Source organism: Mesorhizobium sp. M6A.T.Cr.TU.014.01.1.1, from assembly GCF_004022765.1.
GTDB lineage: Bacteria > Pseudomonadota > Alphaproteobacteria > Rhizobiales > Rhizobiaceae > Mesorhizobium > Mesorhizobium mediterraneum.
Genome location: NZ_RZPG01000004.1, coordinates 164,207 through 179,137, shown reverse-complemented (window position 1 = coordinate 179,137; position 14,931 = coordinate 164,207). Strand labels below are relative to the sequence as shown.

16 protein-coding genes are annotated in these 14,931 nt (G+C 62.5%); 5 read left to right on the top strand and 11 right to left on the bottom strand.

The window, feature by feature from the left end; all coding sequences use genetic code 11:
• Nucleotides 1-228: 228 nt before the first annotated feature.
• Nucleotides 229-777, bottom strand: coding sequence for an SIS domain-containing protein (locus tag EN885_RS07585; RefSeq protein ID WP_127205248.1), 549 nt, complete (start codon nucleotides 775-777; stop codon nucleotides 229-231).
• Entirely contained in the window at nucleotides 720-1,379 is a 660-nt protein-coding gene (locus EN885_RS07580; RefSeq protein ID WP_128241372.1) for an orotidine 5'-phosphate decarboxylase / HUMPS family protein, read from the bottom strand. Before EN885_RS07580 ends, EN885_RS07585 begins: the two co-directional genes overlap by 58 nt.
• 220 nt (nucleotides 1,380-1,599) lie before the next feature.
• Here EN885_RS07580 and EN885_RS07575 point away from each other — a divergent pair, with 220 nt between their 5' ends.
• From EN885_RS07575 to EN885_RS07565, 3 genes are all read left to right on the top strand, one after another.
• Nucleotides 1,600-2,241 (top strand): glucose-6-phosphate isomerase, encoded by a 642-nt coding sequence (locus tag EN885_RS07575; RefSeq protein WP_128335166.1) that lies wholly within the window; start codon nucleotides 1,600-1,602, stop codon nucleotides 2,239-2,241.
• A gap of 79 nt (nucleotides 2,242-2,320) precedes the next feature.
• Nucleotides 2,321-3,265 carry a shikimate dehydrogenase gene (locus EN885_RS07570; RefSeq protein WP_128241373.1) on the top strand — a complete coding sequence of 315 codons (945 nt, stop codon included), beginning with the start codon at nucleotides 2,321-2,323 and terminating at the stop codon, nucleotides 3,263-3,265.
• 88 nt (nucleotides 3,266-3,353) lie between these two features.
• A complete protein-coding gene (locus EN885_RS07565; RefSeq protein WP_127205252.1) occupies nucleotides 3,354-4,877 on the top strand; it encodes an FGGY family carbohydrate kinase in 1,524 nt (507 codons plus the stop codon).
• 5 nt (nucleotides 4,878-4,882) lie between these two features.
• Here EN885_RS07565 and speB read toward each other — a convergent pair whose 3' ends face one another.
• The 7 genes from speB to EN885_RS07530 form a co-directional block, all read right to left on the bottom strand.
• On the bottom strand, nucleotides 4,883-5,851 hold the full coding sequence (gene speB / locus EN885_RS07560) for an agmatinase (RefSeq protein WP_127205253.1): 969 nt from the start codon (nucleotides 5,849-5,851) through the stop codon (nucleotides 4,883-4,885).
• Nucleotides 5,852-5,863: 12 nt separating this feature from the next.
• The gene (locus EN885_RS07555) at nucleotides 5,864-6,634 is read right to left on the bottom strand and encodes a creatininase (protein ID WP_127205254.1); all 771 of its coding nucleotides are present in this window, start codon (nucleotides 6,632-6,634) and stop codon (nucleotides 5,864-5,866) included.
• Nucleotides 6,635-6,646: 12 nt separating this feature from the next.
• Complete coding sequence (locus EN885_RS07550) at nucleotides 6,647-7,354, bottom strand: SDR family oxidoreductase (RefSeq protein WP_127205255.1); 708 nt, start codon at nucleotides 7,352-7,354, stop codon at nucleotides 6,647-6,649.
• Nucleotides 7,348-8,103 carry an SDR family oxidoreductase gene (locus tag EN885_RS07545; protein WP_128241374.1) on the bottom strand — a complete coding sequence of 252 codons (756 nt, stop codon included), beginning with the start codon at nucleotides 8,101-8,103 and terminating at the stop codon, nucleotides 7,348-7,350. The genes EN885_RS07550 and EN885_RS07545 overlap by 7 nt, the downstream gene beginning before the upstream one ends.
• Nucleotides 8,100-8,873, bottom strand: coding sequence for an ABC transporter ATP-binding protein (locus EN885_RS07540; RefSeq protein ID WP_127205257.1), 774 nt, complete (start codon nucleotides 8,871-8,873; stop codon nucleotides 8,100-8,102). The genes EN885_RS07545 and EN885_RS07540 overlap by 4 nt, the downstream gene beginning before the upstream one ends.
• Before the next feature lie 10 nt (nucleotides 8,874-8,883).
• Nucleotides 8,884-9,624: an ABC transporter permease gene (locus EN885_RS07535; protein ID WP_245461484.1), complete on the bottom strand. Its 741-nt coding sequence runs from the start codon at nucleotides 9,622-9,624 to the stop codon at nucleotides 8,884-8,886.
• Between the two features lie 122 nt (nucleotides 9,625-9,746).
• The gene (locus tag EN885_RS07530; protein WP_127205258.1) at nucleotides 9,747-10,739 is read right to left on the bottom strand and encodes an ABC transporter substrate-binding protein; all 993 of its coding nucleotides are present in this window, start codon (nucleotides 10,737-10,739) and stop codon (nucleotides 9,747-9,749) included.
• Nucleotides 10,740-10,855: 116 nt separating this feature from the next.
• Between EN885_RS07530 and EN885_RS07525 the strand changes: the two genes are divergently transcribed.
• On the top strand, nucleotides 10,856-11,782 hold the full coding sequence (locus EN885_RS07525) for a LysR family transcriptional regulator (protein ID WP_095489055.1): 927 nt from the start codon (nucleotides 10,856-10,858) through the stop codon (nucleotides 11,780-11,782).
• A 297-nt stretch (nucleotides 11,783-12,079) separates the two neighbouring features.
• Here the strand turns inward: EN885_RS07525 and EN885_RS07520 are convergent, their stop codons facing one another.
• Entirely contained in the window at nucleotides 12,080-12,673 is a 594-nt protein-coding gene (locus tag EN885_RS07520; RefSeq protein WP_065009308.1) for a DJ-1/PfpI family protein, read from the bottom strand.
• A 180-nt stretch (nucleotides 12,674-12,853) separates the two neighbouring features.
• Nucleotides 12,854-13,555, bottom strand: coding sequence for a GntR family transcriptional regulator (locus EN885_RS07515; RefSeq protein WP_128241375.1), 702 nt, complete (start codon nucleotides 13,553-13,555; stop codon nucleotides 12,854-12,856).
• A 146-nt stretch (nucleotides 13,556-13,701) separates the two neighbouring features.
• On the opposite strand from EN885_RS07515, the gene EN885_RS07510 reads away from it, so the two are divergent.
• Nucleotides 13,702-14,928 carry an iron-containing alcohol dehydrogenase gene (locus EN885_RS07510; RefSeq protein WP_127205260.1) on the top strand — a complete coding sequence of 409 codons (1,227 nt, stop codon included), beginning with the start codon at nucleotides 13,702-13,704 and terminating at the stop codon, nucleotides 14,926-14,928.
• Nucleotides 14,929-14,931 lie beyond the last annotated feature (3 nt).

The following is a 14,931-nucleotide window of genomic DNA, read 5'->3' as shown; positions in this document are numbered from 1 at the left end:
AGACTTCCTCCCATATTGACCGGGACCTGTTCCTGCGGACCAAGCCGTCGGCATCCTCCCCGTCGGTTGCCGTCGCCAGAGCACGGCACCAACGCTCCTCAAGTACAATATCGGCATCGCACAGCGAGTCCAGTGCCTTGCCGCAACGGAAGATGAGGTGCCCAGCCGGGCTTCCAGCTGATGCATGTCGCTCAAAAGCATGCCCTCGGGCGTGCCCGGGGTGCCCAGTCATTGCAAATTAGTGTGGCGGAACAACATCAGCTTGTGCGCGTCGGGTATCTGCTGCGCCAGGCCGAGCACAACGCTGTCGAGCAGGACGAGGCAGGATTGCTCGAACAGGCTGCCGCCAAACTGTTTCGATTCCCCGACAGGGACATGCAGCGTGACGTCGGCAATGCCGGCCAGGGTCCCCGCCGGCTCATGCGTCAGCGTAACGACCTTGGCACCCTCCGCCTTGGCGATGCGGGCAAAGCCTGTGCTGACCGGCGTCTCCCCAGAGCCGGAGACGATCAGCAGCGCATCGCCCCTGCGTATCGAGGGCGCCGATACCTCACCGACAAAATGCACCGTTCGGCCAAGATGCATGAACCGCATCGCGCCCATCTGCGCGACAAGGCCGGAGCGTCCCTGCCCGGAAAAGAACCATCGCTGATCGGGGTCATCGAACGCCTGCACCAGCCTTGCAAAGGCGTCGACGTCGATCCGGCCAAGAAGGTCGGTTATCTCCTGTCCCACGGCCAGCCACGGCCTGGATTGGGCAATCTGTCGCGAATCCATCGTGCTATCTCTTTCGGGCTTGCGGATTCTGTGATGGCGCTGCCGACCACGAGGATTTCCGGCTCGACTGCGATCACCGCTTCCAGCGTGTCGGGGCCGATCCCGCCGGCGAGCGAAACCAGAAAGCCGCGATCGTGCATCTTTTTCACGGCGTCGATATGTGAGGTGGAGGTGTTGCCCGCCAGCCGCGCGTCGGTTGGCGAGTGGACCGCGACATAGCCGAAGCTTTCGGGGAAGACAGCATTCAAAGGAAGCAATTCTGCCTTGCCCGTCTCGGTGATGGTGTCGACGATGACCGTCGCGCCGAAGGCGGCGGCACGTCTTCCCACCGCGTCATGCGTGGCGGACGAAGCACACGACAGCACCGTCATGAACGCGGCACCGGCGCCGAATACCATGTCGGCCTCGAACTGGCCGCCGTCGACGGTTTTGGTATCAGCCAACACCATGACGTCCGGGCAGAGCTCGCGCGCCGTGGTGATGGCGGAGAGGCCAAGGCGTTTCAGCAACGGCGTGCCGATCTCGATAATGTCGGCGAACGCCTTCATCTGCGGGAGCAGGGCCAGGTGTTCAGGCTTGTCGAAGGCGACTTGGAGGAGCAAGGCGGTTCTCTCGAATTAAGGCGGCGGGTGCGGCATGACGACAACGCCCAACCTACTTTCGTGTGCCTCGTAGTCGAAATCTGCCATAATCCAGCAACCTCCAAGCTGGTCCGCATAGGGAGAGCAAATCGTGCCCTGCAAAGCAAGTGTGGTTCTTGTCGAAAGCAGGAGCCGGCCAGATCAGCGCCGCCACCACAGCAAAGCAATATGAGGTAGTCCCTTGACCAGATTGTTTGAGCCGACCGGATGCAAGGTCGATCTGTCGACCGGCGCGATGGGAAATGCAACCGGCAACTACCAGAAACGCTTCCGCGATCTGGATGGGCTCTATGCGGACGCCGCCGCCTTCGAGGCCATGCGCGCGGCATGGGGCGAGCGCATCGTCTACGAGGTCTCCGAGTTCCGGCCGACCGAGCAGTCGGGCGATCTGATTTTCGGCGTCACGCGCATGGCGCCTGGCAAGGTCGGCGACGAGTATTTCATGACACGCGGTCACATCCACAAGCAGGCCGACCGGCCCGAGATCTACTATGGCCAGAAGGGGCACGGCCTCATGCTGATGGAATCGCCGGAGGGCGAGGTCCGGATCCTGCCCGTCGAAGCCCAGACCGTCTGTTACGTCCCCCCTTTCTGGGTCCACCGCTCGATCAATGTTGGGGAAGACGATCTGGTGATGCTGTTCTGCTCCCCCGCCGATTCAGGGCAGGACTACGAGATCATCGCAAGATCGGGAGGCATGCGCTCGCGCGTGGTCGCCGGCGATGGAGGCTGGAAGGAAGTCGACAATCCGGATTGGCGACCGCGTGATGCGAAGCTGATCTCCGCCCTCTATGGGCAACAATCCCGCACGGTGCCGGCATGAAGGCTTCCTTCGAGATCGCTGCTTCACTTGGCACTGCTGCTTTTGCGCTGCGCACGAGCGAAATCCGGGAGATCGGCAAATGAGCCGCCGGCCGGCTACCCAGCCGACGTTCTATTTTATCGGCGTCACGACGACGAGCAGTTCGATCATACGGGTTTTCCCCGCATGGGCGCGCCACCTCCGGCTGAAGGATGCGGTTCTCAAGGGCATCGACTTTCCACTTCATGCCGATCCGGAGGCCTACCGTGAGGTCGTCTCCTTCATAAAATCCGACCCGCTGTCGCTCGGCGCGCTCGTCACCACGCATAAGATCGATCTCTTCAACGCGGCGCGCGACCTGTTCGACGTCATCGATCCGCATGCTCGCCTGATGCACGAGACCAGCTGCATATCAAAGCGGGGCGGCAAACTCATCTGCCATGCCAAGGATCCGATCTCTTCGGGCCTTGCGATCGATGGTTTCATCCCGGCGGGATACTTCGCGGACACCGATGCAGAAGTCCTGTCCATGGGCGCCGGCGGATCGACGATTGCGATCACCTGGCACCTGATGCGCAAGCGCGCCGACGTGCCTTCGCGCATCATTGTCACCGACCGTTCGCAGCCGCGTCTCGACGAAATCGAGCGCATCCACAAAGACATGATGCCGACGATCGAGATCGAGTATGTCCTCGCCGACCGGCCCGAGATCAACGACAAGACGTTGGCGGCGCTGAAACCCGGCTCGCTGGTGATCAACGCGACGGGACTTGGCAAGGACGCCCCAGGCTCGCCGATCACCGATGACGGCGTGTTCCCCAAGCGCGGCATAGCCTGGGATCTCAATTATCGTGGCGACCTGATCTTCCTTGACCAGGCAAGGCGGCAGCAGGCCAGACAGCAGTTGCAGATCGAGGACGGTTGGACGTATTTCCTGCATGGCTGGACGCAGGTGATCGCAGAAGTCTTCGACATCCCGATCCCGGTGTCGGGGCGGGATTTCGACGAGATTTCGCGCATCGCTATCGAAGCGGCGAAGGGCTGATGCCATGGAACGCATTCTCGCCACGCCGCGCTCGCTCTGACCAATAGACAGAGGATCACATGCTTGCCCATCTCAGAACCGTGTCGAAATGAACGGCGAGCTTTTCCTCGCCATCGATGTCGGCACCGGCAGCGTCCGCGCCGCACTGGTCGATGTCAGCGGCAAGATCCTCGAACTTGCGTCGCGAGAGCACGACCAGATCGTGCCGGAGTTCGGCTGGGCCGAACAGCGGCCGGTCGACTGGTGGGAGGGTGCGCGAACGAGCGTCAAAACGGTGCTGGACCGCGTCGATGGCGCCCGCGAACGCATCTCCGCCATCTGCGTCTGCGGGCAGATGCACGGGCTGGTCCTGCTCGACGCGCACGGAGCGCTGACCCGCGAGACCGCACCGCTCTGGAACGACAAGCGCTCCGTTGATCTCGTACGTCGCTTCGAAGAAGAAAATGAGCCGGACAGCTACCTGCCTGAAAGCGGCAACACGCCGACCCCCGCATGGCCGGGCTTCAAACTGCAATGGGTCCGAGACAACGATCCCGCCGCATACGCCCGCAGCGCAGTCGCCATCATGCCGAAGGATTACATCAACTACCGGCTGACCGGCGAGATTGCCATGGATACTGGCGACGCCTCCTGTAGCTTCCTCATGAACCCAGAGCGGCTCGACTGGTCGCCGGTGATGATCGAGCGCATGGGTCTGGACGCCGCCAAGCTGCCGCCGATCCGCAACCCGCTGGATGTCGTCGGCCACGTCACCAAACAGGCGGCGCGCGACACGGGCCTGAAGTCTGGAACCCCCGTCCTGGTCGGCGGTGCCGACTATCCGGTGGCACTGCTCGGTTCAGGCGCTTGTCGGCCGGGAATGGGTTCCGACAGCACCGGCACGGGCGCCATCATCACGGCGGTCGCGGAGAAGCCGCTGCTTGACCCGGAGATCTCGAACGTTGCGACGATCGAAGGCAACTGGGCGCAGTTCGTGCTGCTGGAGACGGGCGGCGACGGCATGCGCTGGGCACGCCGCGCCTTCCACGGCAACGCGCTGTCCTATGACGAGATCGTCGCCCACGCTGCCGAGGCACCTGCCGGTTGCGACGCATTGCTCTTTATGCCCTTTCTCACCGGCGAGCGCCTGGGGCGTCATCGCAACGCCCGCGCACAGTTCTTCGGATTGGGCGCCGCGCATGGCATGGAGCATCTGCACCGCTCGATCCTGGAAGGCGTCGCCTTTGCCATGACGCGTCACATCCGCATCATGGAACACGCGTCAAACAAGCCGCTGGAGCGCGTTATCGCCGCGGGTGGCGGCGCGCGCACTGAACTCTGGCTGAAGATCAAGGCGAGTGCCTTCAACATTCCGATCCTGGTTCCGCGGGAGCCCGAATGCGGCATTGTCGGCTGTGCCGCGATGGCCGCGACGGCGACCGGCCGCTTCGCGCGCGTCGAGCAGGCGGCCGAGCGTTTCGTGAGCTACGGCGCCGAAATCCTGCCGGACCCCAGATGGGCCGAGACCTACAGGCGCACCCAACCGGTTTTCGACCGGCTCTACCACCACAGCCAGGCGCTCTACGACGACATGGACGCCCTGGCGGCCGCCACGCGGCCGACGCAGCCGTGACCTTCTCAGGCCAGCCGAACCCTGCCTGCAGCGACGGACTTGGCAATCACGCACAGCAGTTCGAACATCATCGTTGCCCCCGCCAGCGCCGTCATCCCGCCAAGATCGAACGGCGGTGCCACTTCCACGACATCAGCTCCGACTATGGCCACCGTGTCGAGAAGGCGGACCATTTCCTGCGCTTCGCGGGTGGTGAAGCCGCCAAGCTCGGGGGTGCCGGTGCCGGGCGCCATCGAGGGGTCGATGCAGTCGATGTCGAAGGTCACATAGGTAGGACCGCTGCCGACAATGCCGCGTGCCTCTTCCATAACGCTGGCCGCGCCGCGCCGGACAAATTCCTCCATGTAAATGATGCGGATGCCCTGAGCGACCGCCCAATCGTGCTCGCTGGGCTCGTAGATTGAACCGCGGATGCCGATCTGGACGACACGTTTGGGATCGAGCAGGCCCTCTTCGATGGCCCGCCGGAAGGGTGTGCCATGCGTGTAGGGATTGTCGCCGAAATAGCGGTCGTTGGTATCGGAATGCGCGTCGAAATGGATCATGCCGACCGGCGCATCGCGCGCGACCGCACGCAGCACCGGCAGCGTCGTCAGATGATCGCCGCCGGCAGCAAGCGGAATGGCGCCCGCTGCGACAATCGCTGCGATGCCGTCCTCGATGCGCTTCAGACCGTCCAGGAGATTGATCGGATTGACCGACAGATCGCCGACATCGGCAACGTTGGCGATGCTGAACGGCTCGGTTCCCGAGACGTGATGGGCCCGCCGCATCAGGCTCGACTGGTTCCGGATCTCGCGCGGACCATGGCGCGCGCCGGCGCGGTTGGTCGTACCGCCATCCCACGGTATACCGACGAGTGCGATATCCAGCCCCTCGGCACTTGCCACGGCGGGCAGTCTCATGAAGGTCGAAAGCCCGGCGAAGCGGGGAACTGCGGCGGCGTCGACCGGCTGGAAGAAATTGCTGTTCATGTTCTCGTCACCTCAGAAGAATTCACGTTTGACGATGTTGGCGAGCCGCGTCTCGCAGTCGTCGAGCAGCCATCGGCCCTTTTCCGCCGACGAGCCCTCGGTCAACGAAAGGACGCCCGACGGCGGCACGTCCTCGGCCGGCCTGGGATAGCGGTCATAGGGCTGGAATTGCGCGGGACCGTCATGCAGCGCCTTGCCGAGGTCGACGAGCTCCGGGCGCAGCGCCAGCATCATCGACGTCTCGATCACGCTCGCATGCTCCAGCTCGATGCCGGGATAGCCGTCGGGGAACACTTTCGCCAGCGTTTCGCCGCGCACCATGTCCCAGTGGTCGACGCGCAGGATCGTCAGGTCCGTCGCACGTTCGCGGCCAATGGCGTCGAGCGCCAGTTCGATGCCTTCGATCGACGGCCCGATATTCTCGTAATGGCCGTTGAGCACAACGATGCGTCGGACCTTCTGGCGATACAGGTCGCAGATCACATCCTTGACCAGAAGCGAGAAAGTCTGTGCGGTGATGTTGATCGTACCGGGAAAGGCTGGGCCGCCGCCTGACCGGGGCTGCGAGCGGTTGCCGTAGGCGATCGTCGGCGCCACTAGCCCTCCGACCTGCGCCGCCACCTTTTCGGCGATAGCGGTCGGGATCACCACATCGACATTCATCGCCATGTGGTGGCCGTGTTGTTCGGTCGCGCCGAGCGGCAGGAAGACGGGAGCGCCGGCGGCGATCCGCTCCTTAGCCTCGGGCCACGACAGCTCAGCCAGGAAAACGCGGTCTTTCATGATCATCTCTTCTCAAAGCATCGCCGCGCCACCATTGGCGCCCAGGCATTGTCCGGTGAAAAAGGTTGCGCCGGGGCCGGCCAGGAACACCACCGCGGCGGCGATTTCATCCGGCCGTCCGATCCGCCCCAGCGGGTGTGTTGTTTCCAGCGCGCGTTGGCTCTCGGTCAGCGCGTCGAAGCCAAGAAGCGGCGTGTCGGTCGGCCCGGGCGCCACGGCGTTGACCAGGATGCGGGGCGCAAGTTCGCGCGCCCAGGAGCGGGTAAGGCCGAGCAACGCCGCCTTCGTCGCGCAGTAGACCGAAGCGCCCGACCGGCCGAGATAGGCGAGCTCGGAGGCGATGTTGATGATGCGTCCGCCCTCGGGAAGATGCGGCAGGACTTCCCGCGCCACGATGATCGCGCCCCGCACATTGACCGCGAACATGCGGTCGACATGATCGAGCGAAATCCCGCCAAGCGGTGCTTCCTGCAGGATGCCGGCATTGTTGACGAGGATGTCATAGCCGCCAATCCGTTCCCTGCCCTGCCCGACCGCGGCAATGATGTCGGTTTCGCTGGCGAGGTCGCAGGCAAGAATCGGGATATCGCCCTCTGACGCCTCGAGATCGAGGCCCAGAACCGTCGCCCCGGCCTCGCGCAAGGCGCGCGCGGTGGCGCGGCCGATACCGCTGGCTGCGCCAGTGACCAGCGCGCGTTTTCCGTGAAGCGGGCTTACCAAGGCACTTCTCCCCTGTCGACACCAAGCGACTGCCCGGTGATGTTGGCTGTGAGTTCCGACGCCAGGAAGAGATAGGTGCCCGCGATGTCGGCCGGCTCCATCAGGCCCGGCAGCGCCTGCGCACCGACGATGCTTTCGAGCAGTGCTGCCTCGCTGACGGCGTCTCTCTCGGCCATGCGGCCGAGCGAGCGCATCGACGCATCCGTGCGAACCCATCCGGGACAGACCGCATTGACGCGGATGCCCCTGGCCCCGAGTTCCTTGGCCCAAGTCTTCGTCAGGCCGATAATGGCGTGCTTGGAGGCAACGTATGCACCGAACTGCGCCTCGGCAACGCGGCCCCAGATCGATGACGTGTTGACGATCGAACCGCCGGCCTGCATGCGCGGCAGAGCACGCGCCGTGACGAGCGCCGTGCCGATGATATTGATCTCGATGATGCGCCGGAAGGCGGCTTCGACATCGTCGCCGCTGTCGGTGATCGGCGTCATCAGTTCGAGGCCGGCATTGTTGATGAGCACGTCTATGCGAGCGACAGGTTCGAAAGCTGCCGCGACGGCCGAACGATCGGCAATATCGGCTTCCGTGCTGGTGGCGCCCAATTCACGCGCCCGTTCGTGCACAGCCGCTTCGTTGGCGATGAGATGCAGGCTGGCGCCGGCTTGCGCAAAACCCTTAGCGATGCCGAGCCCGATGCCACGGCTGGCCCCGGTGATCACGACCGACTTTCCGTAGAAGGACAGGCTCATGCGATCACTCCTGTCTGGTTGCGGATCAGATGCAGGACCTTGTTGCGCAGCTCGAAGAATTTCTGCGTTTCCCGGATTTCCAATGGCCGTTGCGGGCCAAGCTGGGCCGCCACGTCGATGTCGGCTACGACCGAGGCCGGCCGGCGCGAAAACAGGATGATCCGGTCGGCGAGGAACACCGCTTCTTCCACGTCGTGGGTGACGAAGATGACGGTCTTTTCCTCGCGAATCTGGATCTGCCGCAGCTCGACCTGAAGGCGCTCGCGCGTCAGCGCGTCGAGCGCACCGAAAGGCTCGTCCATCAACAGCACATCCGAACCGGCGGCGAGCGTGCGCGCTATGGCCACGCGCTGGCGCATGCCGCCCGAAATCCGGTTCGGATAGGAGCCGGCGAAGTCGGCAAGCCCGAACAATTCGAGATAATGGCGCATCCGCTCGGCCTTCTCGGCCGCGCCAATATCTTTCCTGTAGCGCATGCCGAAGGCAATGTTCTTCTCGACAGTCAGCCAGGGAAACGACGAATAGGACTGGAACACCATGCCCCGCCGGCGATCCGGTCCGACAACTTTTTCGCCGCCGAGCACGATCGAGCCCGAACTCGGTTCGTCGAGGCCGCCGACCATCCGCATCAAGGTTGTCTTGCCGCAACCCGATGGGCCTAGGAAGACCACCAGCGAATTGCGGTCGAGACCAAGATCGGTTTTTCGCACGACATCGACCGGGCCGAAGGACTTGGCCGTATCGACGAACTGAATGTAGCCGCTCGCCATGACCTATCCCTCACAGATACCGGAAGAGCCGGCGGTGAAGCAGGCGAAGCAGCTGGTCGGTGATGAGGCCGATCAGCCCGATGACGACGACGCCTGCCATTACTTCGGGCGTTTTGACGAAGCGGCGCGCCGTCCAGATCACGTAGCCGATGCCGGAATCGGCCGCGACAATCTCGGCGATGATCAAATATGTCCAGCACCAGCCGAGCGTGATCCTGAGATTGTCAATCAGGGTCGGCCCCATCCAGCGCAAGGCGACATCGGTCATCACTTGCCTCGAGCTGGCGCCGACGGTGCGGGCGACCTCGACGAACTCATGTGGTACCCGCCGCATGTCGTCGGCCACGAGAAGCACGAGCTGGAAGAAAGTGCCCAGCCAGAGCAGGAAGATTTTGGTCTCCTCGCCGACGCCGAACCAGATGATGGACAGTGGCACAAGTGCGGGAACCGGAAGATAGCGGATGAAATCGATCATCGGCTCGAGTGCGGCTCCGACAATCCGGTAGCTGCTCATCATGATGCCGATCGGGATGGCCATGGCCGCGGCGAGCAGGAAGGCGATCCACACACGTGTGGTCGAAACCACGACATGCCAGACGAGGTTCTGCTCGGTCAGCATCGTCCACAAGGCGATGACGACGCGGCTTGGTGAGGGGAGGAACTGCGGCGCAATAATGCCCGCGCGTGCCGCCAGCTCCCAACCCGCGACGACCAGGGCGGCCGCCGCAACGCTGACGGCGGATTCCGCCATCGGCGAAGCTCGGCCGCGAAAAACAAACAGACTGCTGAACAAGATCACTATCCCCGGATGCCGGCATGGCATGGCCGCCGGCGGCCGCCGGAAGGCGGACCGCCGGACCTGGTCCATTGCCGTTACTTAGCCGACACCTTGTTGATCACCGAATTGTCGATCTGGTCCGTCGCCACGAGCTTGTTGTCGGCAGCGCCGTTCTCCAGGTTGAGGTCCATCACCGTATCGAAGATGCTGTGGAGCGTGCCTTTTTCTCCCGGTTTGCCCATGTAGGCGAGAGATTCGGCGAGCGTCGTGTAGGATAGGCTGGAGTCGACGATCTCGGTCACCTCAGCCGGCGTCAGGCCGAAATGCTTGGAGGCCATATCGGCGAATTTTCCCGGCTCGGCCTTCAGGAAATCGACGGCCTCGTAGATGCAGCCGAGAAACTTCGCGTATTTGTCCGGGTTCGCCTTGAAGTCATCGTTGCGGACGATGATCGCATCGATGATGATGCCGCGATGATCCTTGGACGAGACCAGCATGCGAGCACCCGGACGGGTCGAGGCCTTCAGCGCCTGCGACATGAACGGTTCATAGGTCGCGATCGCGGCAATCGAGTCATCGACGAAAACCGCGCCCGTGTCGGCCGTTGCGATGTCCTTGATCTGGAGGTCCTTCAGTGACAGTCCCGCCTGCTTCAGCTCCATCTGGAGCAACAGGCGTGAGGGAATGTTCGGTTCGGCAGCGACGACCTTGCCCTTGAGATCCGCCACCGTCTTGATCTGGTCGTCGGTGATGATGCCGTCGCCGCCGACGGATTCATCGATCGTGCCGATGATGATGCCCGGTGTGGAGGCGTCGCGCGGGCGCCCCTGATATTCGCCGACGGAGCGCATCTGCATCTCGATGTCGCCGCGCGCCATCGCTGCCATGACGTTGGTGAGGTCATCCTCGAACTTGATGCTGACATCTAGGTCTTTGCCGGCGAAGCAGCCCAGGTCGCCGGCGATGTGGACAGGTGCAAATCCCAGCCACGTCGGAGCAAGGATGCGTATCTGGTCGGCGCTGAAGGCGAACTGCGAACTGGCGAGCACCAGTGCTGCGGACAACGCGATGCGGAGTGACGATTTCATGATTGTTCCCCATTTTTGTTCCGCGCAGGCTCGCGATTTCAAGCATTGATGTAAATGAGTTTATTTAGAATTTTACATCGAATAATGTCGATGTATCGCCGTTCGAGGGACAAGCCATGCGTCGTTTGGACAACATCGACATCCGCCTGCTGCGCGTCTTCGTGGCGCTGGCCGATTCAGGCGGCTTCGCCGACGCGCAGATCACCCTCAACCTGTCGCAGCCGACGCTCAGCACGCATCTTGCGGAGTTGGAGAAACGCATCGGCGCCCAGCTCTGCCATCGCGGACGCAAAAAGTTCCGCCTGACCGAGGTCGGACAGGCGACCTACGACGCGGCGCAGAAACTGTTTCGCGATCTCGACGATTTCGGACACCGCATCAGCGCAGCTAGCGGCAGCCTGTCCGGCCGGTTGCGGATCGGCACGTCCGATGGCGTGTTCACAAGCAGTGAATTGGGCATCCAGCATGCCCTCAGACGCTTCATGGGTCCTGATTCCGATGTTTTCATCGACCTATCGCTTGGCACGCCATCCGAGCTTGAGCAGCAAGTCGCTGATGGCGGCCGCGACATCGTCATCGGGCCGCTGTCGCAGAAAGCGCCCGGTGTCGTTTACCGGGATTATTGCGGCGAGCCGCATTTTCTCTATTGCGGCCGACGGCACCCGCTTTTTGCAATGCCCGATTCAAGGATCGACCAAAGCGCCATCCACGCTGCGCGGTTTTCTGTACGCAGCTATCGGTATTTCGACGACCTCTATCTCGTCGGGCATCCCAAGGCCAGCGCGTCAGTGATCCACATGGAAGCACAATTGATGCTGATCCTGTCGGAGAATTTCATCGGCTTCCTGCCGGCTCATTTCGCATCGTCATGGGTCCACGCCGGCGAGTTGCGGGCGATCAAGCCCGGGTCCTATACCTTCAGTTCGCGGCATCTGATCGCGTACCGCAGGGCAGACGAAACAAGAAATCTGGTCCAGGCGTTCCTTCGAGAACTGACCAGAGGATCGGGGACGGTTCCGTTGAAAGAGGGTGGCGCAAAATAGGAAGAATTTCGGTCTGCCCGAGCAATCCAGCAGTCTGTTCGGCCAGATCAATCAACCCGGCGTCGAACCCCGCCCGCTGGGGCAGGCTGCGATCCACTGGAAGGGCCGCTCGACATCGCCGAGATGCGCGTGGGCGGCAAAACAACCCCGTCTGGATCATTTCGGCGGGCGTCGTTGCCAATGTCGGCAGCGATGCGTTCGTCGCCTTGCCCATGAGCACGGAGGCGTTGCCATGAGCCGTGGACGATCTGAGGAGAAACCGATGCATCCCGTCTGGGATGCATCGGAAGGATTGACTCAGTTGTGGCGGATTTCCGTTCCCAGCACCTTCAGGCACTCGCGGATGAACGCGGCAAGTGCGGTCCAGCCCTTTGCCGAGACCATCGTTCCGTCGACATAGGCCTCAGTCGGGGACAGGTCGATATAGGTTCCACCGGCGAGGGTCACTTCCGGCTCGCAGGCAGCCAGCGCACCTACTTTCTTGCCACGCACGACGCCGTCGACCGCGATCAGGATCTGTACGCCATGGCAGATCGTGAAGATCGGCTTCTTGTTTTCGTGGAAATGGCGGACGATCGCCTGCACGCGCTTATCCGTGCGGATGTACTCGGGGCCACGACCGCCCGCGCAATACACGGCGTGATACTGGTCGAGCTGTTTCTCCGCCTCCGAAAAGGTCTTGTTCATCAAAGCATAGTGGCCGGGCTTCTCGGTGTAGGTTTGGTCACCTTCGAAATCGTGAAGCGACGTCTTGATCAGGTCTCCAGCGTTCTTGTCAGGACAGACAACGTGGACGATGTGGCCGACGGCCTCCATCGCCTGCTGATAGACGAAGATCTCGTATTCTTCGGTAAACTCACCGGTCAACATTAGTATTTTCTTGCCTGGCATAGTCGGTTTCCTCGTTTTGTGGATGGAAGTCAGGCGGGCATTGCACTCGCCCGGCGGCGCGGGTCTCAGAAAGGGGGACCCGGGACGTGGCATTCCCGGGCGTTTGCTTGCGGGGTCAACGGTGCCTCCAGCTTGACGGCGCCGCTCCCGATGTGGACGGTGACTGACATCGTGACAGTCTCAATCGAACGCCAGCAACAAACGATCACGAGAATGCTCGATATGGCGGCGCATCGCCTGTTCCGCCGCAACAGGATCGGAGGCAGCGAAGGCGGCCAGGATAGCCTCATGCTCGTCGAGCGCTTCCTCGGTAACGCGCGAATGGAACATCAGGCGAAAGATGTGGAAGTGCGTATGCTGGAAAGCGAGAGTCTGGCGCACGAGATCATTGTTTGCAAATTCCATGATCCTGTCGTGGAAAATGGCGTCCTGCCGCGCAAAGTTGGAGTAACGCAGGCGTCCATCCTTGCCTTCGCGGCGCGCCATGCCCCCTGCGGACTCCTGAAGCACCGCAAGTTTCGTCTCATCCATCAATGCGGCTGCTTTGGCCGCCCCATGCGGCTCGAGCAGCAGGCGAAGCTCATAGAGTTCGTCAAATCGGCGCTTGGTTATCTGCGGCGCGGCGCGGTAGCCGATCAAATGTGTCTTCAGCACAAGGCCTTCGCCTTCGAGGCGGCCAAGCGCTTCACGGATTGGCGTGTGGGATACTTCGAGTTCCTTGACCAGACTGTCGACGGTGATCCGCGAGCCAGGCGCGATCTTCAGCGACATGAGTTGCGCGAAGATCGCTTCATACACGTCCTCCACCAGACTGTTGGATCGCTGGATGCGTCCGCTAGCCGGGTCGACTTCTCGGGCATTGCTTAAGTTCGTGACCTGCATCTTTGCCTCTTGACAGGATCACTGGCTAACACGATGCTTCGCTCAATGCAATCCTATATCATATACGATTTAATAGATGATACCTTTTGGATCGAATTCGACCAGCTTTCGCTTTCCACTCCCAACATCATCGAGGGACGCAGAACATGAGCCTTTTCGCTGCCGTAAGGCTGCCGCGTGAAATCCTCTTCGGGAAGGGACAGCGCCACGTCATTGCGACCGTCGCGGCCAGGCTCGGGCGTCGTGCGCTCGTCTGTACCGACGAACGTTTTGCCGCAACCCGTCCTTTCGCGGAGATCGTCGCGGCGCTGCGAGCCGCTTCGATCGACGTGTTTGTCCATGACCGCGTGCTGCCCGACGTTCCCCGAGACACAGTTGCCGTTTGCGTCGAGGAGGCACGGGATTTTGCGCCCGACATGGTGATCGGCATCGGAGGCGGCAGTTGTCTCGACATGGCCAAATGCGCCGCATTGCTCATCAGTCACGGCGGCCTGCTCCAGGACTACTATGGCGAGTTCAAGGTGCCTAGTCCGACGCTGCCGGTGATCGCGGTGCCAACGACAGCCGGCACCGGCTCGGAAGTGACCCCTGTCGCGGTGATCTCGGATCCGGATCGCGCCTTGAAGGTCGGCATCTCCAGCCCGCATCTCATCGCGGCAGCCGCCATCTGCGACCCGGAACTGACGATGACATGTCCCCCGGGACTGACGGCGATCGCGGGTGCAGACGCGCTGACACATGCAATCGAGGCTTTTACCGCCGTCAGGCGCGGCACTGACCCCAGCCTCCCGCAACAGCATGTCTTCATCGGAAAGAGCGCGCTGACCGATCATTTTGCGCTGCTCGCGATCAAGCTGCTTGGCCGCAGTCTCGAGAAGGCATACAGCGACCCCGCCGACGAGGACGCTCGGGCCGATGTGATGATGGGCGCGCTTGCTGCCGGCTGTGCGTTCGGTACGGCCGGAACGGCGGCGGCGCACGCGGTGCAATATCCGGTCGGCGCCCTCACCCACACCGCTCACGGGCTGGGTGTCGCCACCATGTTGCCGTATGTCATGAAGTACAACAGGGCCGCCGCGGCCGCCGAGATGGCCGAGATCGGCCTCGCCCTTGGTCTCGACGGGAGGGACCGGAGTGCCGGTGAGATGGCCGACGCGACGATCGACGAGATCGGCCGGCTGTTTGGAGCGATCGGGATCACGCCTTCGCTGGCCAAGCTCGGGCTTCCCGCCGACAAGCTCGATTGGACGGCCGAACAGGCGCTCGGCATTGACCGTCTCATCAAGAACAATCCGCGGCCATTCGATCTGGCAGCCATGCGGGGCCTGATCCAGGCAGCCTATGATGGCGACCTCGCCACCTACGTCATGTGAGCA